The sequence below is a fragment of the Spirosoma luteolum genome, from assembly GCF_054778875.1.
In genome coordinates this window covers 1-25,118 of record NZ_BAAGZE010000023.1, presented here as the reverse complement: position 1 = coordinate 25,118, position 25,118 = coordinate 1, and the positions used below count along the sequence as shown (strand labels likewise).

The window sequence follows — 25,118 nt, the reverse complement described above, 5'->3', positions numbered from 1 at the left end:
AGCCGGATCGCCCAAACACCCAGCCCCCACCTGTAGTTAGACCCTGTATGATCGCCGAACACACGCTCACGCAGCAGTACCTGCGCGTCAGACGCCACTCCGAAGCTATTTGCCGGGGTCTTGAAACCGAAGATTATGTGGTGCAGCCGATGGTCGACGTGAGTCCGCCGAAGTGGCACCTCGGGCATATCACCTGGTTCTGGGAAACCTTCGTGCTGGTGCCCCACGTGCCTGGCTATCGGGTGTTTCACGAGGATTTCAGCTTTGTGTTCAACAGCTACTACGAGACTGTAGGCCGGCGCGTGCTGCGCACCGATCGGGGCAACCTGAGCCGCCCCACCGTGGCGCAGGTCTATGCCTACCGGGCCTACGTCGACGAGCACATGAGTCGGTTTCTGGCGCAGGCCGAACCCACCGCCGATCTGCTGACGCTGCTCGACCTGGGCCTCAACCACGAGCAGCAGCACCAGGAACTGCTCATCACCGACATCAAATATATTCTGGGCCACAATCCGCTGCTGCCGGCTATCGACATGCCGGTGCGCGAAAACCCGCTGGCGGCTCAGGAGTCCCGGCCCGACGCGCACATCGACGCGGGGGTTTATACGATCGGGCATGCCGGCCAGGGGTTCAGCTTCGACAATGAGCTGGGCCGCCACAAGGTCTACCTCAACGATACTACGCTGTCGGGGCAACTCGCTACCAACGCCGAGTATCTCGACTTTATCCGGGCGGGGGGCTACCAGCAGTTCCGGCACTGGCTCTCCGACGGCTGGGCCTGGGTGAACCGCACGGGGGCCAAAGCCCCGCTCTACTGGCACAACATCGACGGGGTCTGGCATGCCTACACTTTTGCCGGTCTGCAGCCCATCGACCCCGATGCGCCGGTCTGCCACGTCAGCCAGTACGAAGCCGACGCCTACGCGCGCTGGAAAGGCACCCGCCTGCCCACCGAGTTCGAGTGGGAGGCCTGCGCCGACCAACTGAACTGGGGCACGCGCTGGGAGTGGACCAACTCAGCTTACCTGCCTTACCCGGGTTTTGCCATGGCCGAAGGGGCCGTGGGCGAATACAACGGTAAATTCATGAGTGGCCAGATCGTGCTGCGGGGCAGCTCGGTGGCCACTCCCGAGGGCCATGCCCGCGCTACCTATCGCAATTTCTTTCAACCCGACAAACAATGGCAGTACATGGGCATTCGGTTGGTGAAGTAACGCCAATCAGCCTGCCGGAATCACCGCAGGCAGTACAGCACCCCGTCACCAGCGAACCGGTGATCGATCCGGCGCTGGCCGAGGAAGTCCGGACGGGCCTGCGGCAAACACCCAAGCGGCTGTCGTCGCGGTTTTTTTACGATGCCGAGGGGAGCCGCATTTTTCAGGCCATCATGTATGCGCCGGAGTACTACCTGACCCGGTCGGAGTACGAAATTCTGGAGGCCAACAAGGCTGCGCTGCTCGATTTGTTTGCCGTGGGCGATCGCTCGTTCGATTTGGTCGAACTGGGGGCCGGCGACGGCCTGAAGACCAAGATTCTGCTGGCTCACTTTGCGGCTGAACACGCCGACTTTGCCTACGCGCCGGTCGATATTTCGGCCGATGCGCTCGAGGGGCTGGCGGCCGATGTGCGGGCACAGTGGCCAGGGCTGCGGCTCAACCCCCGCCACGACGATTATTTCAACGCCCTGCAGCAACTTTCCGAAGAGTCGGATGCCCGGCGCGTGGTGCTGTTTCTGGGGTCGAACATCGGTAATTTCGCTCCGGCCGACGCCATCGACTTTTACCGGCAGCTGCACGACCGGCTCCAGCCCGGCGACCTGGTGCTGACGGGTTTCGACCTGCAGAAACACCCGGCCGTGATTCATGCCGCCTACAACGATCGGCAGGGCCTGACCCGGGCGTTCAACCTGAACCTGCTCCGACGCCTGAACCGCGACCTCGACGCCAATTTCGATCTGGCCACGTTCGACCATTACGAAACCTACAGCCCCGAAACGGGCGAGGCCCGCAGCTACCTCGTCAGCCAGAAAACGCAGACGGTACAGATTCGGGCGATCGACATGACCGTGTCGTTCGAGTACGGCGAAATCATTCATACCGAAATATCCCGCAAATTTACCCGCGCCCAGATCGACGAGCTGGCCCGCCAGACGGGCTTCACCGTCCGGGCGTCCTTCACCGACTGCAAGGGTTACTTTACCGACGTGGTGTTTGAGCGGTAGGTCTGCAAACGGGGGCGTGCTGGCAGGCTGCTCCTTTAGTCGAGCACGGCGGGAAGCACGTACTGCTCCATCAGCTGGTCGACCTGACGGTGGGCGTAGGGGGTACCGTAGGCCGTTGCCGTGACCACCACCACCAACGGCTGATTGGTAAAGACAAAAATTTTGTTGCCTCCGTTGCCCGCGCTGTAATACGTCTCACAGGCTTTGCTGCCAACCTGATAGGTCTTGTTCCAGAAGAGGTAGCCGTAATATTCACCGGCCCGGCCCGGAATGGCTTTGTGACGGGTGAAGGTTTGGCTGACCCAGGCCGCTGGCATGATCGGTCGATTGTTCCAGCGGCCACCGTTTTTGTAGAGCTGACCAAACTTGGCAAAATCCAGCGCGTTCATCCGAATCCCACCCGCCAGACTGACGCGCTGTTGTGGTGTGTACGTCCACCGATAGGTTCGGATACCTAGTGGTTCGAACAGCTGTTGGTGTGCATAGCGCTCCAGCCCGTTCGGCACCACTTGGTCGAGTATGTCGCCCAGCAGCACCACACCGGCCGTGAAGTAATGCCACGCCCCGCCGAACCGGCCCGGATTGACGGGCAGATTCAGAATAAACCGAATCCAGTCGGGCGTGGGATACATGTTTTCCTCATTGCCCGGTGAGTCGCTGTCGTCGTCATCGCCATCGAAGGATGAACTCATGGTCAGTAGCTCCCGAACGGTTATTTTGGCTTTGGTAGCCGACGGATTGGCAACGTGCTGCAGGGAATAGAAGGCCGACAGCGGCTGGTTTATCCGCTTCAGGTACCGGTCGTGCAGGGCTATGCCGGTTAGTGCAGCGGCAAACGATTTACCCACCGACCGGACATCATGCAGTGAGTCGCGGGTGGCTCCGTTGGCGTATTCTTCGATCAGCAGCTCGCCGTTTTTTATGACCACCACGCCCGTAATATGCTTGAACATACCCGCTTCGATCGCTCCTTTCAGGGTTTTGATTCGGTTGGTGTCAAAATCTGCCCGGCTAACGGCGAAGCCGGGGTAGGGGGCGGGGTGGTTGAGCTGAATAGTAGCGGGGTCGATAATCGGTTTTCGGTTCACCCGCAATGCCAGCGTGCCCGTGGCAATCGGCTCGCCTACCCGCAGGCCACCCCAGTTCAGGTAAGGCCGAATCTGTAAGCGGAATAGATGGGGGCCGTCGGTCAGGGCGCTGTCTCCGCCGTGTTGCATGAAGCGGTTCCAGGCCGACTGGCTCCACCAGGCGCCTTCTTTCTGATTGTCGATCAGTGGTTTACTGATAATCGTCTCCCGGTTCTTGACCGACGCGTAAGGGGCGCCCGGGTGTAGATTGGACTGGTAAACGAGCCGGTTGTCGACGTAAAAATTGAACTGGTAACCGCCGACTCTGGTGAGCGTGTCGGCGGGCAGTTCCGGTGCCAGCCGGTGCAGGTAGTTGGTAAGCGAGGTGCCCATAAACACGGTCATGAACAGGTTGCTTTTATTGGTCAGCTCATATGTTGTCAGCTGAACGGAGTCAGACAGGTCAGCCGCGGGAATGGCGACAGGGGTGAATACGATGCGGCCGACATGGGCCCGGTGCACCGGATCGGTGATGGGTGGCAGCGAAATCAGATCGGGCGTCTGGGCTACCGCCGAAGCCGTTAGCAAAAAGAGCAGCAGTCTGTACATAGGCTGTGGTTGGGTTAAACCACAAAACTACCGGCCGGCATCGGCTCGAAATAGAATGAAATTAACGTAGCTGCAATACCTGCCGGCGGTACTGGCCGGGTGTGAGCTGCTGTTGCGCCCGAAAACAGCGAATGAAATGGCTCTGGTCGGCAAATCCGGCCCGGAAAGCAATATCGGTCAGGCTCAGGCTGGTATCGGGTAGCAGGGCCAGCGCCTGACCGATCCTGATTTTACGCAGGTACTCGCCCAGGCTACAGCGGAAATACCGGGGGAAATCGCGCGAGAGGTGAACGGGATGCCGGTTCAGTTCCTGCGCCAGGCGGCTGAGTGTAAGCGCCTGTACGGGCAAGTCGTGGAGCAGTTCGGTGGCTTTTGCGAGCCATGTGGGTTTACCCGTCGGAGCGGCTGACTGGGTAACGGATGTGAGTATGTCGAGACAATGGGCCTGAATGGTGAGCGCTGAAAACGAATCCTGTATGTGTAGTTCTTTCAGAAGGCTGTACAGACGAAGTTTAACGGTTACGTCGCTGATCGTCAGGTTACCGGCAACCCCCTTTAAATCCAGATCGAATTCGTGGAGAAAGTCATCTTCTACCTCGAGGTGAAACCCCCGCGCAAAACCGTTGGGTTTGGTATTTGCGTGCGGCTCCTGCCAGTTATGAAAAAGCAGGTCGCCCGCCTGGCAGTGGGTGGTGTGCCGACGATTTTTTTCGATGAGCTGTCCTGCCAGTAAAAACGTAAAGTATGGGTATTGGTGGTAGTGCCAGTCGACAAAGGCATGGGTGTACACCGTATCCGTCAGCCGAACATGGCCAACCCGCAGATCGTGGTGAGTCTGCCCAAAAAACTGCCCTGTCGGTACGTATTCCATCGTAGTTGGTAAGGTTGGCGACCGGTTGCTGCCCGGCAGGCAAAGTAAGCACGGATTCGGCAAACGCAGGCGTAGGGCACACGATAGGCACCGTATGCCCTACGCAGCCAGCTGGCTGTGTTGGTTAGTCTTCGCGGGCTTCCCGCCGATTGGCGTCGGCCATCCGGACAATGCGGGGTGAGAAGCGGGCCAGTACCTGCACCAGTTCCCGCTGAGCGTCAAGGACGGTTTCGATGTTTTTATACACCATCGGCGCTTCGTCGAGGTCGCCCCCGATGAGCTGCACCTGCGCCGAGGCCAGGGCCTGCCCGAGCTGTTGGGGTGTAACGGTGCCGAACGCCCGGGTGCGCGACATGAGTCGCCCCGCGCCGTGCGAGGCTGAGTTGAGCGAGTCGGATTGACCGAGTCCCCGCACCAAAAAACCCGGCTGGGTCATCGACCCCGGGATGATTCCGAGTACGCCGGGACCGGCGGGGGTAGCCCCTTTGCGGTGTACCATCACCGATCGCCCATCGGCCAGCTGCTCCTGCCAGGCAAAGTTGTGGTGGTTTTCGATCCGCGCCAGGGGCTGCTGGCTGAGCTGCCGGGCAATCTTGTTGTGGATTTCGTGGTGATTGGCCGATGCGTAATCGCCTGCCAGGTTCATGGCAATCCAGTAGCCCTGCCCTTCTTCGGTGTCCATGTCGAGCCAGGCCAGGTGGGCCGCCTGTTTCGGGAGCCGCGTTTTCTGCATGGCCAGCTTCGAGTAGTAATTGGCAATGGATGCGCCGAAACCCCGGGAGCCCGAATGCGACAGCAGGGCCAGGTAGGACCCGGCCGGCAACCGGAGTATGTCGTCCGGCTGATCGACCGCCAGGATGCCCCACTCGACGAAATGGTTGCCGGTGCCCGAGCTGCCCAGCTGCCGGTAGGCTTTCTCTTTCAGCGCCCGAATGGGCCCGGTCGCGTGCCACTCGTCGCGGTCGATGATGCTTGAGTCGAACTTGTGCCGGGTTTCGCCACCGATGCCAAATGTCGTGTTGTCGAGCAGGGCTTTGGTCAGCAGTGAGCCGTCGCGGTCGAGCACGGCCGGCGGCAGGTCGAACACCGACAGGCACATCCGGCACGCAATATCGACCCCCACCGCGTAGGGGATAATAGTGTTGGGGTCGGTGGCCAGTACCCCCCCGATAGGCAGGCCGTAGCCCTGGTGGGCATCGGGCATAAGCGCTCCGGCCACTGCAATGGGCAGGCTGGCGGCTGTTTCCATCTGCTGCAGGGCCCCCGCTTCGATCTGATCGCGGCCGAAGATGGCGTAGGGCAGGGGTGTCTCGCGAAGCGCGAAATCGGCTTCGGGCTGGTTTCCGCGGGCGTTCAGCACGAACGGAGCGGGCTCGGGCGGCAGGAGGGCGGCTCCGGCGGGGCTCAGCGGTACGGCTATTCCCTGCTTGTTGAGGGCATAAATGGCCTGCGCCAGGTTGGTACCCTTGTTTTTGGTGTGCGCGTACTGTTTCGGCTGTTGCAACAGCTGCGCCATCAGCACCAGCACCTGGTTTTTCGAGTAGCCGGCACGCGAGATCAGGCCGTTGCCCACCCGAAGGAAGGCGGCATGCAGTGTGTCGGGAATGGGAGCCAGTTGCAGGATGTCGTGAACGGTAAGGGAAGTTTCCATGCGGATGGGTGCGTTGTGGTTATCGATGACCCAAAGGTGAACGGCTACTGCGCAGTGTTTTTGCGTAGTGGAAAAAAAGGACCAATTTTCCCGAAAAAATGCTGACCAGCCCATGCCGGCTAACCGCAACGCCCTGATTCGTTACAAAACCATAGACGCCTGTCTGCGCAACCGGCAGCGAAAATGGACGCTCGATGCCCTGGTCGACGCGGTGTCGGCGGTGCTGTATGATTATGAGGGGATCGACAAGGGCATCAGCCGACGCACCATCCAGGCCGACCTGCAGCTCATGCGCAGCGATAAGCTGGGCTACTACGCGCCCATCATCGTTCAGGAAAAGAAATACTATACCTACGATGACCCCACTTACAGCATTACCAACCTGCCCCTGTCGGAAAGCGATTTGACGCGCCTGAACCAGGCGGTCGATGTGCTTAAGCAGTTTCGGGGGTTTTCGCATTTCGACGCCCTGCAAACGGTTGTTCAGCGGCTCGAAGACCACGTCTATGTGTCGGCCACGAAAACGGTTTCGGTAATCGATTTTGAAAAGAACGAGCACCTCAAAGGACTCCACTTTCTGGATGTGCTGTACCAGGCGGTGGTGCAGCAGCGCCCTGTGCAGCTTACCTACCAGTCGTTTTCGGCGCGCAGTCCCCAGTCGTTTCCCTTCCACGTGTGGTGGCTGAAGGAGTTCAAGAACCGCTGGTTTGCGGTGGGCGTACAGGATGCGCGCCGGCAGGTCATGAACCTGGCGCTCGACCGGATTCAGCAGGTGGCGCCGGCCGACCCTATCGATTACCTGTCGCGGGGGCCGCTCGATCCCGAAACGTACTACCGTCACGTCGTTGGCGTAACGGTCGATGAGCACCTGCGCGTAACCCAGGTGAAACTGCTGGTTAATCACGCGCAGGCACCCTATCTGGAAACCAAGCCGCTGCACCCGTCGCAGCGGGTGCTCGAACGGCGCAACGATGGGGTAGTCTTGCTTCTGGACGTGCAACTCAACCACGAGCTGGAGCGGGAGATACTGAGCTTCGGGGAAGCGGTAACCGTGCTGGCGCCCGAACGGCTCCGCAAACGGATCCGGCACCGGCTGATGCAGGCGCTGAACGGCTACGGCACCGACTGATTTAGGGATGTACTAACGGAAGGGGGCGCCGACCCGGCTATCGTAGAAAACCGACTTGCCGGCTCTTTACAAAGAGCGCCTGATCGGCGTGCAACCTTCGGAGGCATTCAAACGTATCGTAGTAAAAACGTACCCTACCAATGCATAAAACTACCTATGTACTCTGCCTGAGTGCGGCCCTGCTGTCGGTGGCCGCTCATGCCCAGCGCTGGACCGCCCGCACGGCGGGCAGCATCGTGACCGTGACCAACAAAGGCGGGCAAACGCTCGGCTATGCCACCACCTCGGGTGTGAAACTCCTGACGGTCGATGGCCTGGCGTTTAAAGACCTGAACAAAAACGGCAAACTCGACGCCTACGAAGACTGGCGGCTCCCCGTGGCCACCCGCGCCCGCGACCTGGCCAGCAAGCTGTCGGTAGCGCAGATCGCCGGCCTGATGCTCTACAGTCGGCACCAGCCCATTCCGTCGCCCCCCGGCGGGCCGTTTGCCGGCACCTACAACGGCAAGTCGTTTGCCGAAAGCGGGGCCGGCGCCAGCGACCTGTCGGACCAGCAGAAGGCGTTTCTGACGAACGATAACCTGCGCCACGTGCTCGTTACGTCGGTACAGAGCCCCGAAGCAGCTGCCCGCTGGAACAACAACGCTCAGGCGCTGGTCGAAGGCATCGGGCTGGGTATTCCGATCAACAGCAGCTCCGACCCGCGGCACGGCACCCGCGCCGACGCCGAATTCAACGCCGGGGCCGGTGGGTCGATCTCGATGTGGCCCGGCTCGCTGGGTATGGCGGCCACGTTCAACCCCGCGCGGGTGCAGCAGTTCGGGCAGATAGCCGCGGCCGAATACCGGGCGCTGGGTATTGCCACTGCGCTGTCGCCCCAGATCGATATTGCCACCGATCCGCGCTGGAACCGGGTGAGCGGTACCTTCGGCGAAGACCCCAAACTGGCTACCGACATGGCCCGTGCCTACATCGACGGCTTTCAGACCTCGACCGGCGCGCAGGAAATTACGGGTGGTTGGGGCTACACGAGCGTCAACGCCATGGTGAAACACTGGCCGGGGGGCGGCTCGGGCGAAGGAGGGCGCGATGCCCACTACGGCTTCGGTAAATACGCCGTTTATCCGGGCAACAACTTTGCTACCCATATGCTGCCCTTCACCGAAGGCGCCTTTAAACTCAGGGGCAAAACCAAATCGGCAGCGGCCGTGATGCCTTACTACACCATCTCGTTTAATCAGGACAGGAAAAACGGCGAGAACGTAGGCAACGGCTACAACAAGTACCTGATCAACGACCTGCTCCGGACCCGCTACAAGTATGATGGGGTGGTGTGTACCGACTGGCTCGTTACGGCCGACGAAACCGCTATCGACGTGTTTCTGACCGGGAAATCGTGGGGTGTCGAAAAGCTGTCGCTGGCCGAGCGCCACTATAAAGCGCTGATGGCGGGCGTCGATCAGTACGGCGGCAACAACGATGCGGGACCAGTGATTGGCGCCTACCAGCTGGGCGTGAAAGAGCACGGCGAAGCGTTCATGCGGAAACGGTTCGAGCAGTCGGCGGTGCGGCTGCTGACCAACATCATGCAGGTAGGGCTGTTCGAGAACCCCTACGTGTCGCCCGAGGCTGCCCAGAAAACGGTGGGCCAGCCCGCCTACATGCAGGCCGGCTACCAGGCCCAGCTGGAATCGGTCGTCATGCTGAAAAACAAGGCATCGGTGCTGCCGCTGACGAAGCAGAAAACGGTCTATATACCGAAGCGGTTCATACCGGCGGGGCGTAACTTTCTGGGCATGCCCACGCCCGAAAGCAACGACTATCCGGTTAGTCTGGCGGTGGTGAAAAAGTATTTTCGGGTAACCGACAACCCGGCCGAGGCCGATTACGCGCTGGTGTTTATCGAAAGCCCGATCTCGGTGGGCGGTTATACCAAAGCCGCGGCTACGGATGGCAAAACGGGCTATGTGCCCATCAGTCTGCAATATGGTCCCTACACCGCTGCCGGTACCCGCGACCCGAGCCTGGCCGGGGGCGATCCGCTCGAAACGTTTACCAACCGCAGCTACAACGGCAAGTCGACGACGACCACCAACGCCACCGATCTGGCCATGGTGACCGATACCTACGCCAAAATGAACGGCAAGCCGGTGATCGTGTCGGTGCGGATGAACAACCCCACCGTGTTTGCCGAACTGGAACCCAGCGCCAGCGCCCTGCTGGTGCATTTCGGCGTGCAGGATCAGGCACTGCTCGATCTGCTCACGGGGGCGCATGAGCCGTCGGCGCTGCTGCCGATGCAGCTGCCCGCCAGCATGAAAACCGTCGAGCAGCAGGCCGAAGACGTTCCCCGCGACATGCAGTGCTACACCGACGCCGATGGGCATGCCTACGAGTTCGGCTACGGCCTGAACTGGAAAGGCGTCATCAGCGACAGCCGTACGGCGACTTACCGGCGGCCGGTGCTGTCGGCCAGGTAAGCAGGTTGCTGCTACCACTAAACGAGCAACGCCCCGGCACAAACTATGTCGGGGCGTTGCTCGTTTTAGAAATCCGGGTTAGCCTCAGGGCTTGGGCGCTCCGGTGCTGTTGCTGCCACTGGCGGGGGCCAGCGAGTTGATCCAGGCAGCAATCTTGAGCGCGTCGGCTTTGGGCACCTGCGGCATGGGCGGCATCTCGGTTCCGTAGTCGGGCCAGTTGGCGGGCTTGGGGTTGTAAATCAGCTCCACAATCTGGTCGTTGGTGTACCGGCGCTTGGCTACTTCCGAATAAGCCGGACCCACCTGCCGTTTGTTGGCCTGGTGGCAGGCCAGGCAGGTGTGGCGCGTCAGCAGGCCTTTTACCTCCTCGTAGGTCGGCGCTTTGGCCATCGTTACCGCCTGTCCTTCGACCAGTTTGGGCCTGGCGCCCGTGGTGGCCTTACTGCCTTTTGCAGGGGCTTTTTTGGCCGGGGCAGCAGGCGTAGCCGGTGCTTTGGGCGCGGCTGCCGGGGCCGTGGCTGAGTTCAGCGTGCTCACGTCGCTCATCGACAGTTTGGTGCCGTCGGGGATGTTGTTGAGCGTATAGTAGGCAATGGGGTGCACGAGCGAGTAGGACCCTTCGGCTCCGCGAACACCGTCGAGGGTGAGCTGGTGGATGTAGTACCGGCGCAGGTCGCCCACGATCAGGCGGGCTTTCAGGCCATCGGCCGATACCTTCACACCCTTCAGCGGCAGTGCTTCCTTGTTGACCGTGGGGCTGCCATAGACCGAGTGGTATTTGTAGAGGAAACTCTCGACCCGGTACGAAGCCAGGTCCTCGGCCGATTTGCGGTCGACGGGCTTTGTAAACTCGATTTCAAAACCGTCGGGCATGGCTTTCACCGTGCGCATCTCGAAGGGCATAGCCCCGTTCCAGACCAGCCGCTGCAGGCCTTCATTGGCGTCGCCGGCCGAGCCCCAGCCCCGGTTGGTTTCGCCCACGAACAGCGAGCCGTCTTTGGCCCAGGCCATTCGCAGCACACCCGACCGGAAGCCGTTGCGCAGTTCGATGGCCCCGCCCTGGTACTCGCCGTTGACTTTTTCCATGAACACGCGCGAAATTTTGCTCATGCCCTGGTCGCCCACCAGCAGCTGTCCGCTGAAGGGACCGAACGTACCTTTCGGAATCTCCAGAATTTCGGAGTTCGAAATACCCAGAATACCATGGGGCAGCCAGACAGCCGGCGTCCGGACGTCGACATCCGGAAACTGCTCTTTCATGGTGTAGAGCAGGGTCGGCTTTTCGCTGGCAATGTTTTCGGGTTTGATAGCCCGCCCGTTTTCATCGCGCCGGCGCCGTTCGTCGATTTTGGCGTAGAACTGGTCGGGGGTCAGTTTGAGGGGCGAGTTGGCCATGCTCGTCCAGCGCAGGCCGGCAGGATGACCTACAAACGAGCCTTTCTTCACGTGGACAATGCCGCCCGAGCCCATCCAGTCGCCCTGGTTGTCGGCGTAGAACAGCTCATTGTCGAAGATGCCCAGACCGCAGGGCGACCGCATTCCCGTAGCCCAGGGCTGCATGTTACCCTCTGGTGTAATGTTCATGGTCCAGCCCCGCCAGGGAACGCGGCTCTCGCCCCGCCACCATTCTTCATCGCCGAAGGCCACGTTACCCGTCACGAAAAACGAACCGTCGGGCGCGATTTTCGGACCGAAGCTGTACTCGTGGTAGTGCCCCGACAGCGGCCAGGCGTAGACCGTTTCGAACACGTCGGCTTTGCCGTCATTGTTGGTGTCGAGCAGTTTGGTCAGCTCACCCCGCTGAGCGCAGTAGAGCGCCCCGTCTTTGTAGGCCAGCCCCAGAATTTCGTGGAGCCCCGACGCAAACTTGCGGAAATAGGGCGTTCGGCTGGTGGGGTTCTGTACCAGCCAGATGTCGCCCCGGCGCGTGGCTACGCCCAGGCTGCCATCGGGCAGGGTGGTGAGGCCACCCACCTCGAGCAGTGTGCCCTCGGGGGCGGTTAGTTTCTGTATCTTGAAAAAGTCCTCCTCTTTCGGCGATTCCTGAGCCAGGGCGGCCGTCAGGCTGGCGGTTGCCAGGAGGGTTGTGAGTAGTTTCTTCATGGGGTTAGAACAGGATGGAGTAGGTGATCGACCCTTTCACCGGCACAATCAGCTCCTGCTGACTGCCCACGGTACGGACCGTTGGTTTGGCCCCGGCCAGATTGTCGACGCGCACATACTGCTGCCCATCGATCAGGTACAGACCGTTGTCGAGCAGCGTGATGGCGCTGCCGCTGGCCAGCCGGGCGTAGAGGTCGGCCGTCGGGTTGGTAACCGTCAGCGACCGTTGCAGCCCCTGCCCGTTGTCGATTACCCGCAGTTTGTCTTCTACCGTTGCGCCGTAGGTCTGGTAGCGGAAGGTAGGCCGGTCGCTCTCGTCGAGCACATAGCCTTTGGGGCGGTAGCTGGTGCCGGTGGTATCGGTGGCCCAGGGCGCCTGGGCCGACGCCAGTTTGCCCAGAAACAGCATGGGCGTGCCCAGCCGCTGCACCATACCCATGGGGCGCGATGAGCCATCGCCCCGGTCGTGCCACATAGGCGTGGCGTCGAGGAAAGCCCCGCGCCAGACCTGCAGCAGGGCACCCTTGTCGAGGTCGTAGCTGTAATGCACGTTGTCGGGGCTACCCACCGAAATGGCGTGTACCACCCGTACCCGCTTGCCCTCAGCGGGCATATCCATAAAGCTGCGCAGGATGGTGTTGGTTGGCGCGTCGACCAGAATCGGGTCTACTTCCTGCCCACCGCCCGTGGTGGCATCGCTGATTACAAACTCACGCACGCCGGGGCCGGCAATGCTCAGGCCGAGCGCGGGCTCGATCCAGTCCATGAATTTGGAATAGAACAGTTCGACCGGTACGTCGCCTTTGGCCAGCGTGACCTTGCCCGTGCCCGAACCGCTCCAGCCGACCAGCGGCACCACGGTCTGGTTGTTGATTTTAAGCATACCTGCGCCACCCGGTACGCCCAGGTTGAAGCGGTACTCGCCGGGCTCGGCTACGCGCAGGGTACCCTTGTAGCGAATCAGCATTTCGTTGGGCAGGCGGCTCACCGACGACGACAGTACCGTGGTGGGGCCTTCTGATTCAGGGGCCGTTTTGTCGTATTCAGGCTCTTTCTCGAACTTGCCCTTGTAGACCGCAAACGTCAGGTTGGTCAGTTCGGGGCGGGGCTTGTCGTAGGAGATGTACTGGATGTTGCGAAACGCCACGGCGCCGTGGTCGCCCTGGAACACCAGCGGGCCAGTGGGTTTTTCATCGGCGCTGATGGCCCCGCGGGTGGGACCGCTCAGCTCCACATTGTCGTGGATCAGCACGCCGTTGAGCCGCACGTTCAGGAGCCGGGCGTTTTCGGTTTTGCGGCCCTGCGCATCGAAGCGTGGCGCCTGGAACGAGAGTTTGAGGTGCTGCCAGAGGCCGGGGGCGCGGCTGGCATTCTGGCGGGCCGGGTGACCGTCGTAGCCTTTCTGTCCGTCGGGCCGGCCTTCGTCCCAGCGCTCGTAGACCGAGCCATTGTCGCCGGCACTGGCCGTTTTGGCCCCCCAGCTGTCGAAGAGCTGAATTTCGTAGCGTCCCTGCAGGTAGATACCCGAATTGCCACCTTTTGCCAGCATGAAATCAAGCTCCAGATCGGCATCACCGTGCTGCAGGGTTGTGGCCAGATCGCGGGCGGGGCTGTTTTTTTTCTCGGCAGGCAGGCTAACCAGCACGCCCGTTCCTTTTTCCGTCTGGAGGGTGTTGGGTTTGCCGAGGTCGGCCCTGACCGCACCAACGATGCGCCAGTTGGGCGTGGCGCTGGTAAAGGCACTAAGATCGTTGAGTGGGAGCGGGGTGCTGCCCGGAGGAGCCGGTTGCGCCAGCGCAAGCCCGGCGCCCAGCGTCCAGCCAATGGCCAGCAGCCAGCGGGCCGGGGCGGCAGTAAATGGGTTGATCATGAAGAAAAGATGGAGTTTTGGCCCCGAAAGTACCATTTTTTCCCTGCAAACCGTGGGAATAATCCATTTGCTCTATCTTTGAGTCGTTGAAGCCAGCGCTGCGGAAAGGCGTTGCAACGGGGCGCCCTGATGGGCCGGTTGCGTATTTCTACCCGGTTGGCTTCGTTATCCGTTAACCCGATTTTATCTGTATGAAGACCACCTTTGTGTCGGTAGCTGCCAGCGTGGCGCTGCTTAGTCTGGCCCTGGCTCCCGCAGCGGTTGCGCAGCCGCAGCCCAGCAAACAAACCCCCGAGTCGACCGAAATCTGGGAGCCCGTACCGCCGGTGGTTACGCCCGGCACCACCTCGGCCAATACCAGCGGCACCACGCCCCCCTCCGACGCGACCGTACTGTTCGATGGTAAAAATACGGACCAGTGGGTAGCCATTAAAGGGTATGCCCCCGCCGACTGGGAAAAGAAAAACGAAGGCCCGCTGAAGTGGCCGGTTACCGATGGGGTCATGTATTCGACCAAAGGGTTCTCGGCCCGGTCGAAGAAGGAGTTCGAGGATTTTCAGCTGCATATCGAATTTAAAACGCCTGAGAAAGTGGAAGGCAACGGGCAGGGCCGCGGTAACAGCGGTATCTTCCTGCAGGGCCGCTACGAGCTGCAGGTGCTCGATAACTACAACAACCCGACGTATGTCGACGGTATGGTAGGCTCGATCTACAAGCAGGCCATTCCGCTGGCGAACCCCAGCCGGAAGCCCGGCGAGTGGCAGTCGTACGACATCATCTATCAGGCACCCAAGTTCAACAAAGCCGGTATGATGACCGATTTTGCTTACGTGACGGTGCTGCTCAACGGGGTGCTGGTGCAGAACCACACGGCGATCCGCGGCACGACCGAATACATCGGCTATCCGAAAGTGCAGGCGCACGGCCCCGGCCCCATCCTGCTGCAGGACCACGGCAACCCGGTTGGTTTCCGCAACATCTGGATCCGCGAGCTGTAGTCGATGTCGATCTACGCAAAACGCCCCCGGCTACGGTCGGGGGCGTTTTGCGTTCAGACAAGTTTATCCGTTATGTTAAGCCTTATTCGTCAAACGATGCGCTATTGTCTTCTTTTCGCTGCACTCCTGTTGTTGGGCAGCTGCTCCCGCACGACGGTTTATGTGGTGCGCCACGCCGAAAAAGTCGACGAGTCGGACTCGGCCAGTCTCTCGGCGGCCGGGCAGGCGCGGGCGGTGGCGCTGGCCGATTTGATGGCCTCTCACCGGATCAGCCGAATCCTGACCACGCCCTACCGACGCACCCGGCAAACGGCCGAACCCCTGGCCCGGCGGCTGGGCCTCCCCATCGAAACCTACCCGGCCGCCCCCGTGCAGGCGGGTGTCGACCGCATTAACCGGCTTCGTAACCAGACGGTGCTGGTGGTGGGCCACAGCAACACCATCCTCGAACTGGTGCGGGGGCTGGGCGCTACGCCTGCGCTAACCAGGGTCAACGCCAGTGATTTCAGCAATCTGTTCCGGGTCAGCATCCGGCGCAGCCCGTTCCGGCGGTCGGTAACCGTGCAGGAAGCCCGCTACGGGCAGCCAACGCCCTGACCTCAGCGCTTTACCGTTGCGGAGAGTGTGCCCTGTTCCTTATCTACGTCTACCCGAATAATCTGATCCGGATCCAGGGCCTGAATGGCCTCGCGCGATACCGCCTTACCGTTGATCATGAAGTGATCGATACCCGGAAAGGGGTTTTTGCCCGATGCAACAGCGGGCGATACCTGTCGCAACTGAAAGTTGATGGGCAGGGCGTAACGTACGTTGATGGGCGTATTGTCCTGCTTACCCGGTATCCACCGCGGCATCTGCTGCACCACCCGAACGGCTTCGGCGTCGGCACCGTAGCCAATGCCTTTCAGTACGCTTACATCGGCAATCTCGCCGGTTGTCGTCACCACAAACTGAACAAATACCTTGCCTTCGACCTGCTGTTTGCGGGCGTGTTCAGGGTATTTCAGGTTTTGGCTCAGGTAGCTGCTGAGGGCCTTCACACCACCGGGAAACTCCGGTTGCTGCTCAACTACCGTGTATATTTCACCAGCTACCTTGACCGGCTTTCGCGCCGAGGCGGTAGCCGCGTCGGCCTGCGTGGTGAGTTTATCGCTCTCATTTTGCGTACACATCAGGAGCAGGGCTGCCAGCGGCAGTACGAGGGTGTAGCCAAGCAGGCCTGTGCGGGGCGAACGGGGTTTTTGTAACATGACAATTCGTTGTTTAAGGGTTGAGAAAGACGCAAAAGGAGTAGTCAGTACCGTGGTGGGTACGTCGAGCGCGTAGGCGACCAGCTGGTGCGCGTAGTCGGCCGGGTCGGTGTCGGGCTGGCTGGCCGAAGCGGCCGCACGATCGGCCAGAAACTCATGCACCTCCTGCAGCGCCAGCCGGTAGCCCCACAGCAGCGGATTGAACCAGAGCCCCGCCTGCACCAGCTCCACAAACAGAATATCGAGCGTATGCCGCTGCCGGATGTGGGCTTCTTCGTGCCGCAGCAGGGCGGGCGGGGGCGCCTGCGCGTCGGTACGGTTCAGCACCAGATAATGCCTAAACGAAAAGGACGCGGTCGTATCGTGTGGTAACTGAACAAGCGTATAGGGATGACCGGTATAGTGCGTACCCTGTCCGATCAATCGATAAATAAGCCGAAGCCGCACACCCAGCCGAACCAGCATGGCCAGTACGCCCAGACCGTAGAGTGACCACAGCAGCTGGCCGGTGGTTAATCCGGAAGCCGGTGCCGGGGCGCCCGCGGTGAAGACCGGCAGGCTGATAACGCCCGCTGGCAGCGCATCGGCGCGGCTACCGGGCCACTCGACAAAGGGCAGCACCAGCGACAGCGCCAGGGCCGCGAGGAGGTAAGCCCGGTTCAGAGCGAAAAACGTGGTTCGGCGTAGCAGCAACTGGTAGCAGCCCGCAAACAACAGCAGGTACAGCGTCGAACGAAGCAGGTAATCGAGGCTATTCATGGCTTTTTCGTGGTTATCTCAACGACACCGTTCTGGCCTTTTTGGCCGTACAACGCTCTGGCCGACTCTCCTTTCAATACGTTGATGTGGGCAATCTGGTCAGGCGTGAGCTGATCAATGCGGTCGACAATGGTGCCGTCGATGACGTAGAGCGGAGTAGTCTGTAACCGGCTGCGTATCCGAACGCTCGTTGTTAGTTCGCTGAGCAGACGCATCGAGTCTGGCGGGGCAGGATAGCGGTCCGTATTGGCAGAATAGGTTGGGGAATCACGGCCCGGGCGTCTTAAGGTACCGGTTTTGGGCAGTGTGTCGGTTGGTGCCTGCGAGCGCTGGTCGAGGGTAAAGCGAATCGGGATTTGGTACTGACCGGCAACGGGACGACCATACTGGTGGGCTGGAATCCACCGGGGCATCTGACGGACAACGCGCACCGCTTCTTCCTGACAGCCGCCCCCCGGTGAGGGTGCTGTTTCGTCGACCCGGGCGTTGATCACCTGACCCGATGGCGCAACAGTGAATAATACTTGTACATCGCCCTGAATACCAGCTGCTCTGGCCTTGGCCGGGTAGCGTAGGTTACGCGCTACATACTGCATCAGGCCCGGGATGCCGGTGGGGAAGGTGGCCGGTTCAGCCGCTGCCGTGTATGTTTTACCATCCTTCACCACACGGGTCGGTACTGTCTTAAGGGGCATGGACGGGTTTGGCCTTACGGCTTTGTAATCGGCCGTAGCGCCCATCGCTGGCAACTCATTTTCCGTGACAGGCTGGAGCAGTGTGTTGAGAGTTAGCTGACCGTTGCGAAGCCGGCTTGCCAGGCTGGTCAACCGTTTGGTATCAGTTCGGTAGCCGGTTGCGTTGAAAAATAAAGTTGCCGACGGAGCAACGTTGGTCAGCCGATAAAAACCCTGTCTGTTGGTCAATACCAGCCGGTGGCCATCCATTACGGCTACGCCAGACAGGCCTCGCCCATCTACCGTCCTGGTGACCCGACCGGTTACGATGATGGGCGTACCCGTATCAGTAGGCGGGCCGTTCTGCACGGCAGTCATGGCCAGTACGACAAGGAGCAGGGGCAAAACAAGCACGTATTTACCCAGTGCCCAGCGGGTTGTAGCCTGTCGATGCATCATTTGGATACGCGCCTTGAGCAAAGTCGCTCCAGCGAAGCCGTGGGTAAGGGTAACGGCGGGCAGACCAAAGGCATAATCGACCAGAAACTGCGCGTACTGGTGGGGTTGGGTTTGTTGCCGGGCCAGCACACCCTGATCGGCCAGATACTCGTGTACGTGGCGCAGGGCGCGGTCGAGCAGCCAGAGTACCGGGCAGGCCCAGGCCAGCGCGCGTACTACGGCCATAAACAGCACATCGGCGCTGTGCCATTGGCGAACGTGAACCTGTTCATGGTGCAGCACCACCAGACTGTCGGCATCGGACGGGCTCAGCACGATGTAGCGGAAAAACGAAAACGTAGTTATCCGCTCGTTCGTCGATTGAACCCGTATAAAATCGTGGAAGCGCTGACGAACCGATTGGCGAATGAGTGTATGGATCTGTATCAGATGCCACCCTAGTCGGGCCAGTAAGAGGAGCGCTACAAAGCCGTAAGTCAGCGCTGCCAGGCGTTCCAAGTCGGGTTCGCTGGTGGCAGGGGGCGTGTCGACCGGGGTTGCGATTGCCATGGCCGGCAGGGTCAGCAAGCCAACGGGGACGGATGCCGGCAGCACGTCGGCTTCGTCGGCCGTCAGGTCCACCAGGGGGAGGGTCAGCGTCAGAACAACCGAAAGCAGCAGGTACATCCGGTTTAGCTGCAGAAACGTATGCCGGCGCAGCCACAGCCAGTAACAGCCGGCGAAGAGTGATCCGTAGAGGTTGGCTTTGAGCCAGTAGTCCAGTATGGTCATGGCTTTTTTTGCTGGTTGAGGAGGTTGATAATCTCATCGGCTTCCGACAAGCTGACGTTCTTTTCCTGCACGAAAAACGACACCAGCTTTTTAAGCGAATTGTCGAAATAGTTCGTCAGCAGCTGATCGGTCTGGAATTTCCGGTACTCCGCTTCGGTGATCAGTGGGTAGTACTCGTGCGTTTTGCCGAAGGCCCGGTAGCCCACCAGTCCCTTTTTTTCAAGAATCCGGATAATGGTCGATACCGTGTTGTAGGCAGGCTTGGCGGGGGGCATGCCCGACTCGGGCAGTTCGGCCAGCACGTCCTTGACAAACCCTTTTTCGAGTTGCCACAGAACGCGCATAATCTCTTCTTCGGCTTTGGTCAGTTCGCGCATAGGTATCTGGCGTTGGTGGTGCGTGTAATGGGAGCAAGCTATGACTAATAGATTAGTTTTACAACTAAAATATTAGTTAATAGAGAAAAAAAATGAGCCCTTCGCAAAGGGCTCGATAAAGTTGCTGGGTACGAATCGAAGCGATAGCCGGCGGGTGGGGGTACGGCCGGGGTGCGGGCTAGTGCATATCCCTGATGTTAAGCCAGTACATCCCGGCGAAGAGTATGCTGAAAAAAACACCGAATGAAACGTTGAGCGCATTGAAACCGGCCAGCAGTACGGGCAACACCAGACCAATTACGATGCCGGCCACGTAGATCCAGAAACCAACCCGGCGGAGCCGAAACATCAGAATAGCCCCGATGAGCGTCAGCCCCGAGTAAAGCAGCTGCGCCAGGGCCAGCGGCCGAATCAGTTCGGGATCACCCGGCATCGGTACATCGCCCGAGGCCCGGTCTTCAAAGTATTGCTTAGGCTGCGCTTTGCGCTCTTCAGGCGTGAGGGTACGGGTAATGGGCGCCGTTTCGGAAACGGCTTCGGTGCGTGTGTACGAAACGATCGCGTCGAAAATGCCGAGCCCGCAGCTCAGGAACGACATGATGCAGAGAATGGTCAGAAATTGAGAACGCATGGACAAAAGTACCACTTTGACACGAGGTCAGCGGTGTTTTGCGGTTGGCCAGAACCTAATTTGCTTCATACCGTTAGGTTAAGAAGATGCAAATCGATTGCTATGCTTAAACGTGACTCGGAACGTCGACCCGCAACTGATCTGACCAGTCGACTGGATATTGATTTTGCTTTGGCAGCTGCCGGTCTCGGAGCCTGGGAATATGATTCGAATACAGGCCAACTGCGGGGCGACGACCGTTGCCGGCAGTTGTTCGGCCAACCGAACACCGATGCCTGGCGGCTTCCTGACCTGCTCGGGGCCGATGAGCTGCCGCTGGTGATGCAGGCTTTCGACCAGACGATCGATTCGGCGTCGGATGGTACCTGCGCCGTTACAATACGATTGGCAACGGCTGCGGAGCCGGCACGCTGGCTCCGGCTGGCAGGGCGGGTATCGGCTACCGGGCCAGATAAGACATACCAGCTGAATGGAGTAGTCTGGGACGTAACCAACGACGTACAGGCTGCCGCCGGACAGGGGCAGACCGAAGCCGAAAATCAGCGTTTCCGGGATCTGGTTACGGTAAGTCAGGAATTTATCTGCGTAGTCGACCTGGAGGGGCGGCTGCAGTTCATCAATCCGGCCGGGCAGGCCTTGCTTGGTCTGGAAACGACCGAAGGCGCATCGCTGCTCGATTATGTGTATGCCGATGACCGGCAACTGGCCGAAACTGTGCTGACCGATGTGCTGCAGTCGACACTGGTAACGCAGGAAATCCGGGTTGTGAATCAGCAAACCGGCGAACCTTTCTGGATACAGTGGCGGGTGGCGGTCATGCGCGACCCGCAGACCCGGCAGCCGCAGGCACTGGCGATTGTGAGCCCGGCTATTTCGGGCATTACCAGCCGCAAGCAGACTGAACAGGCACTGGAGGACAGCGAAGCGCGCTTTCGGTTCGCTGTCGAAGCAGCTATGCTCGGTGTCTGGATGCTCGATATGGATGCGGGTATGGTCTATTGGGATGAGCGCTGCTCGACCCTGTACGGACTGGCCACCAGCGAACCAATATCGTATCTGGAAGCCATTCAGTATATCCACGACGAAGACCGCGGGCGGATCGACAGCCAGGTTCGCGACGCGCTGGCCGCCGATGGTTATATAGATTTGACCTACCGGACCGTCGGTGCTATCGACGACAAACTGCGCTGGGTTCGGTTTGTGGGGCGTCGGTATGCCAGTGAGGGACCTGGCGCCAGCCGATTGTCGGGCGTGGCTGAAGACGTCACCACCCTTGTTCAGGCGCAGCAGCGATTATCGGTCAGCGAGGCCCAGGCCCGCAACCTGATCGAAGAGGCTCCCATTGCTACCTGTCTGTTTGTGGGGCGGGAGCTGCTCATCAAAGTAGCCAACAAACCCATGCTGGCGTTCTGGGGCAAGGGCGACACCCCCCTTGGCAAACCACTGGCCCAGGCGGTTCCGGAGCTGGTTGGGCAGCCGTTTCTGGCCATTCTGGACCGTATCTTCACAACGGGCGAGACCTACACCGCCTATAATGAACGGTGCCAGCTGGAAGTAGACGGGGTAATGGGCACCTATTATTTCGACTTCACCTACAAACCGCTGCTCGATGAGCAGGGGCAGGTCTACGCCATTATGGATATGGCCGAGGACGTGACGGTGCAGGTGATGGCCCGGCAGCAGATCGAACGGGCCCAGGCCGAAATGACGCAGGCCAGTCAGCGGCTGACGCTGGCTCTGGAGGCCGGGCGGCTGGGTTCGTTCGAGGTCGACCTGCAAACTAGAGCAATCCAGTCGAACGACCAGTGTAAGCTCAATTACGGATTAACGCCGGCCGATACGATCGATCTTGACCGCATCAGAGCCAGCATCGTGCCCGGCGATCAGGACAGGGTTACCAGCCTGTACAAACAGGCGCTGGCCAGCCATCAGGTGCTAAATGCCGAGTACCAGGTGCACTGGTCGGATCAGAGCCTGCACTGGATTCGGGTGTCGGGCCAGCCCATCTACAACGAGCAGGGCATTCCGGTGCGGCTGGTGGGGGTGTCGCAGGAAATAACGGCGCAGCGCATTACGCAGCAGGATCTCGAACAGCAGGTGGTGCAGCGAACGCAGGAGCTGCAGGCTACCGTCAAAGACCTGCAGCGGTCCAACCAGAACCTCGAGCAGTTTGCCTACGTGGCCAGCCACGATCTGCAGGAGCCCCTGCGCAAGGTGCAGCAGTTTGGCGACCTGATCAAAACTAACCACGCCGACGGGCTGGGCGCCGGACTGGGGTATCTGGAGCGGATGCAGTCGGCGGCCAGCCGCATGTCGGCTTTGATCAAAGACCTGCTGACCTATTCGCGCATTTCGACCCGGCAGGAGTCGGCCCAGTCGGTAGCCCTGGCCGATGTCATCAGCCAGGTTTGCGACGACCTGTCGCTGGTGATTACCGATGCAAAGGCCGACGTGGTTGTGGGCGATATGCCAACCGTACTGGGCGATTCGCTGCAGCTGGGGCAGCTCTTTCAGAACCTGGTGAGCAATGCGCTCAAGTTCCGGCGTATCGATTCGGATGGGCAGCCCGTAAAACCCCTGGTGCAGCTTACGGCTGCAACGGTCGATCGGGCCGATATGCCCGACACCGTATGGCCTGCCCGCCCGGCCGACGCCTACTACCGGATCGACGTTTCTGACAACGGCATCGGGTTCGACAACAAATACACCGATCGTATTTTCCAGGTGTTTCAGCGGCTGCACAACAAAAGTGCCTTTGCCGGTACGGGCATTGGGCTGGCCATCTGCGAAAAGGTTGCCCTTAACCACGGCGGGGCCATAACGGCACACGGCCAGCCCGGCCAGGGGGCCACGTTCAGCGTTTACCTGCCCGTTCTGGCCGATCCGGTTTCCTGAATCGACGGTATAGGCGCAGCCGGTCGTAATCTTCTCCGGTTTCGAAAATGACGGATACGGAAAAGGCGAGTCTACACTACAGGACGACCATCTGGCGGAGTTCCGGCGCACCATAAATTGTAGGCAGGAACGGGGCATCGGCAGGCGTGGCCGGGCGTTTGGCGGCTCATGGGCAGCGCACTGCCCGAACGGGTCGGCCATGCGTAGCGGCCGGTGCCGGCAAACGTGTATTTTTGCACCCGAGTTTGATTCAATAACATATAGCTCGCTACCCATAATGACATTACAGGAACTTACCGAACAAATTCGGACCAAAGCGGCTCAGGCCGAACCATTCAACGCCACGGCGAAGATCGTGACTGATCAGGGCGTTGTTTTTATCGATGGCAATCAGACGCCTGTGGCGGTCAGCAATGACGATAAGCCGGCCGATTGTGATCTGCAGGTAAGCATCGACAACCTGATCAAACTGGGTACCGGCGATCTGAACCCGATGATGGCCGTGATGACGGGCAAGCTGAAGGTGAAAGGTGATATGGGTATTGCCATGAAAATGGGTCAGATCATGGGCTAACAGGCCCCGGATCAGAACAGACGGGTGGGTGGTGCCAGGCGTGGCAAAAATTGCAGAAAAGGCGTAGTTTGCGCCCCTGCTGTCCGCCACCTACCCGTCTGTTCCAATGCCTTCTTCCACTAAAACGTCGCGCCGTTCTTTTCTGAAGCAGAGCGCGCTCACGGCTGCCGCCACGGTAGCCGGTTCGTTTACCCTGGTACCCCGCCATGTGTTGGGTGGTACCCTCGCCAATGGCACCCGCCTGCTGGCTCCGTCCGACAAACTCGACATCGCTGCGATCGGCTGTGGCGGCAAGGGCGACTACAACATTCAGCAGGCCTACAACGGCGGTACGGCCAACATGGTGGCCCTGTGCGACGTCGACGATCGGCAGGCCAAAAAATACCGGACGCAGTTTCCCAATTCGCCCTACTTTCAGGATTACCGTGAACTGCTCGACAAGGCTGGCAAAACGGTCGATGCCGTGCTGGTCAGCACGCCCGATCACATGCATGCCCCCATTGCCATGGCCGCCATGCAGCTTGGCAAACACGTGTACGTTGAAAAACCCCTTACACACGACATTTACGAAGCGCGCCGGCTGACCGAAGCGGCCGCCCGCTACAAGGTGGTTACGCAAATGGGTAACCAGGGCAGTTCGGGCGATGCCACCCGCATTATCGAAACGGCTATTCAGGATAAGCTGATCGGGTCGGTGCATACCGTGTATTGCTGGACCAACCGACCCGTCTGGCCGCAGGGCGTACAGTCGCCTAAAGACAAAGGACAGTCGCAGCCCATACCGCCGGAGGTGAACTGGCCGCTCTGGCTCGGCACTGCACCCACACGGCCTTACCACGAAGCCTACATGCCCTTCCGGTGGCGGGGCTACTGGGATTTTGGCACCGGGGCCCTGGGCGACATGGGCTGCCACTTCATGGACGTACCCTTCCGGGCGCTGGGACTCACGTATCCTACCTCGGTCGAATGCAGCGTGGGCTCGGTCTACGCCGATTTCTTCCGGGAGGCTTATTTCGACGATGTCTGCCCCCCGTCGTCGGCCATTCACCTGACGTTTCCATCGACCGATCGGAAAGTAAAGGAAATCCGCCTGTCGTGGTTCGACGGCGGTATTCGGCCCCCACTGCCCGAGGGCGTCGACTACAACGACGTATTCCGGAACGTCGACGGCGGTATGCTGTTTATCGGTACAAAGGGGATGCTGGTGGGAAGTCTGTTTGGCAACGACCCGAAGCTGTTGCTGTCGAACAAAACGCTGCCGGCACCGGGCCGCCCCCTGGTGGCGGGTAAGACCGAAGGCCACCAGCAGCAGTGGGTAAACGCCTGCAAGCAGGGCTACGGAGCCTATACATCCTCCTCGTTCGATCAGGCCGGGCCGCTCACCGAAACGGTGCTGATGGGCAACCTGGCCACCCGCTCGTATCTGGCCCGGGAGGATGGCAAATTTACCGGCCGCAAAAAGCTGCTCTGGGACGGCCCCGCCATGCGCATCACCAACTTCGACTACGCCAACCAGTTTGTTCGTCGGAACTACAACGGGGGGTACACCCTGTAGCGACAGGTGTGTATGCTATAACCGTTTAGCCCAGCCAGCATCAGGGCGCATTTGGTATAAAGACGCAGTATTTGCTGTGCGTCGTAAAGTTGGGTATCAGTAACGTCAGCAAGTTAGCTACTTTCATGGCTTTTATAAATCGACTACGATATGGCACGTGCCGTTGAGATGGGG

At 60.1% G+C, this 25,118-nt stretch carries 18 protein-coding genes; 9 read left to right on the top strand and 9 right to left on the bottom strand.

Annotation, left to right across the window (positions count from 1 at the left end):
- Positions 1–47 precede the first annotated feature (47 nt).
- A complete protein-coding gene (gene egtB, locus ACYVAC_RS20410; RefSeq protein WP_461099652.1) occupies positions 48–1,214 on the top strand; it encodes an ergothioneine biosynthesis protein EgtB in 1,167 nt (388 codons plus the stop codon).
- On the top strand, positions 1,181–2,221 hold the full coding sequence (gene egtD / locus ACYVAC_RS20405; RefSeq protein WP_461099651.1) for an L-histidine N(alpha)-methyltransferase: 1,041 nt from the start codon (positions 1,181–1,183) through the stop codon (positions 2,219–2,221). The genes egtB and egtD overlap by 34 nt, the downstream gene beginning before the upstream one ends.
- Positions 2,222–2,256: 35 nt before the next feature.
- On the opposite strand, the gene ACYVAC_RS20400 is transcribed toward egtD, so the two are convergent.
- The 3 genes from ACYVAC_RS20400 to ACYVAC_RS20390 form a co-directional block, all read right to left on the bottom strand.
- The gene (locus ACYVAC_RS20400) at positions 2,257–3,897 is read right to left on the bottom strand and encodes a serine hydrolase domain-containing protein (RefSeq protein WP_461099650.1); all 1,641 of its coding nucleotides are present in this window, start codon (positions 3,895–3,897) and stop codon (positions 2,257–2,259) included.
- 61 nt (positions 3,898–3,958) lie between these two features.
- Positions 3,959–4,768, bottom strand: coding sequence for a helix-turn-helix domain-containing protein (locus ACYVAC_RS20395; RefSeq protein ID WP_461099649.1), 810 nt, complete (start codon positions 4,766–4,768; stop codon positions 3,959–3,961).
- A gap of 124 nt (positions 4,769–4,892) precedes the next feature.
- Complete coding sequence (locus ACYVAC_RS20390; protein ID WP_461099648.1) at positions 4,893–6,419, bottom strand: RtcB family protein; 1,527 nt, start codon at positions 6,417–6,419, stop codon at positions 4,893–4,895.
- 112 nt (positions 6,420–6,531) lie between these two features.
- Between ACYVAC_RS20390 and ACYVAC_RS20385 the strand changes: the two genes are divergently transcribed.
- Positions 6,532–7,548 carry a helix-turn-helix transcriptional regulator gene (locus ACYVAC_RS20385; RefSeq protein WP_461099647.1) on the top strand — a complete coding sequence of 339 codons (1,017 nt, stop codon included), beginning with the start codon at positions 6,532–6,534 and terminating at the stop codon, positions 7,546–7,548.
- A gap of 140 nt (positions 7,549–7,688) precedes the next feature.
- A complete protein-coding gene (locus ACYVAC_RS20380; RefSeq protein ID WP_461099646.1) occupies positions 7,689–10,028 on the top strand; it encodes a glycoside hydrolase family 3 protein in 2,340 nt (779 codons plus the stop codon).
- Between the two features lie 84 nt (positions 10,029–10,112).
- Here the strand turns inward: ACYVAC_RS20380 and ACYVAC_RS20375 are convergent, their stop codons facing one another.
- Together ACYVAC_RS20375 and ACYVAC_RS20370 are read right to left on the bottom strand one after the other, a co-directional pair.
- Complete coding sequence (locus tag ACYVAC_RS20375; RefSeq protein WP_461099645.1) at positions 10,113–12,131, bottom strand: c-type cytochrome; 2,019 nt, start codon at positions 12,129–12,131, stop codon at positions 10,113–10,115.
- A gap of 4 nt (positions 12,132–12,135) precedes the next feature.
- Positions 12,136–14,001: a family 16 glycoside hydrolase gene (locus ACYVAC_RS20370; protein ID WP_461099644.1), complete on the bottom strand. Its 1,866-nt coding sequence runs from the start codon at positions 13,999–14,001 to the stop codon at positions 12,136–12,138.
- Between the two features lie 191 nt (positions 14,002–14,192).
- Here ACYVAC_RS20370 and ACYVAC_RS20365 point away from each other — a divergent pair, with 191 nt between their 5' ends.
- Both ACYVAC_RS20365 and ACYVAC_RS20360 read left to right on the top strand, forming a co-directional pair.
- Complete coding sequence (locus ACYVAC_RS20365) at positions 14,193–14,999, top strand: 3-keto-disaccharide hydrolase (protein ID WP_461099643.1); 807 nt, start codon at positions 14,193–14,195, stop codon at positions 14,997–14,999.
- Between the two features lie 96 nt (positions 15,000–15,095).
- A complete protein-coding gene (locus ACYVAC_RS20360; RefSeq protein WP_461099642.1) occupies positions 15,096–15,596 on the top strand; it encodes a SixA phosphatase family protein in 501 nt (166 codons plus the stop codon).
- Positions 15,597–15,598: 2 nt separating this feature from the next.
- Here the strand turns inward: ACYVAC_RS20360 and ACYVAC_RS20355 are convergent, their stop codons facing one another.
- The 4 genes from ACYVAC_RS20355 to ACYVAC_RS20340 form a co-directional block, all read right to left on the bottom strand.
- Positions 15,599–17,008: a M56 family metallopeptidase gene (locus ACYVAC_RS20355; protein WP_461099641.1), complete on the bottom strand. Its 1,410-nt coding sequence runs from the start codon at positions 17,006–17,008 to the stop codon at positions 15,599–15,601.
- On the bottom strand, positions 17,005–18,912 hold the full coding sequence (locus ACYVAC_RS20350) for a TonB family protein (RefSeq protein ID WP_461099640.1): 1,908 nt from the start codon (positions 18,910–18,912) through the stop codon (positions 17,005–17,007). Before ACYVAC_RS20350 ends, ACYVAC_RS20355 begins: the two co-directional genes overlap by 4 nt.
- On the bottom strand, positions 18,909–19,295 hold the full coding sequence (locus ACYVAC_RS20345) for a BlaI/MecI/CopY family transcriptional regulator (RefSeq protein WP_461100173.1): 387 nt from the start codon (positions 19,293–19,295) through the stop codon (positions 18,909–18,911). Before ACYVAC_RS20345 ends, ACYVAC_RS20350 begins: the two co-directional genes overlap by 4 nt.
- A gap of 172 nt (positions 19,296–19,467) precedes the next feature.
- Positions 19,468–19,920, bottom strand: a complete 453-nt coding sequence (locus ACYVAC_RS20340) for a hypothetical protein (protein WP_461099639.1) — start codon at positions 19,918–19,920, stop codon at positions 19,468–19,470.
- A 102-nt stretch (positions 19,921–20,022) separates the two neighbouring features.
- On the opposite strand from ACYVAC_RS20340, the gene ACYVAC_RS20335 reads away from it, so the two are divergent.
- The 3 genes from ACYVAC_RS20335 to ACYVAC_RS20325 all read left to right on the top strand — a co-directional run bounded on the left by ACYVAC_RS20335 (position 20,023) and on the right by ACYVAC_RS20325 (position 24,944).
- Positions 20,023–22,815 (top strand): PAS domain-containing sensor histidine kinase, encoded by a 2,793-nt coding sequence (locus ACYVAC_RS20335; RefSeq protein WP_461099638.1) that lies wholly within the window; start codon positions 20,023–20,025, stop codon positions 22,813–22,815.
- A gap of 277 nt (positions 22,816–23,092) precedes the next feature.
- Positions 23,093–23,389: an SCP2 sterol-binding domain-containing protein gene (locus ACYVAC_RS20330; protein ID WP_461099637.1), complete on the top strand. Its 297-nt coding sequence runs from the start codon at positions 23,093–23,095 to the stop codon at positions 23,387–23,389.
- Positions 23,390–23,495: 106 nt separating this feature from the next.
- Positions 23,496–24,944: a Gfo/Idh/MocA family protein gene (locus tag ACYVAC_RS20325; protein WP_461099636.1), complete on the top strand. Its 1,449-nt coding sequence runs from the start codon at positions 23,496–23,498 to the stop codon at positions 24,942–24,944.
- Positions 24,945–25,118 lie beyond the last annotated feature (174 nt).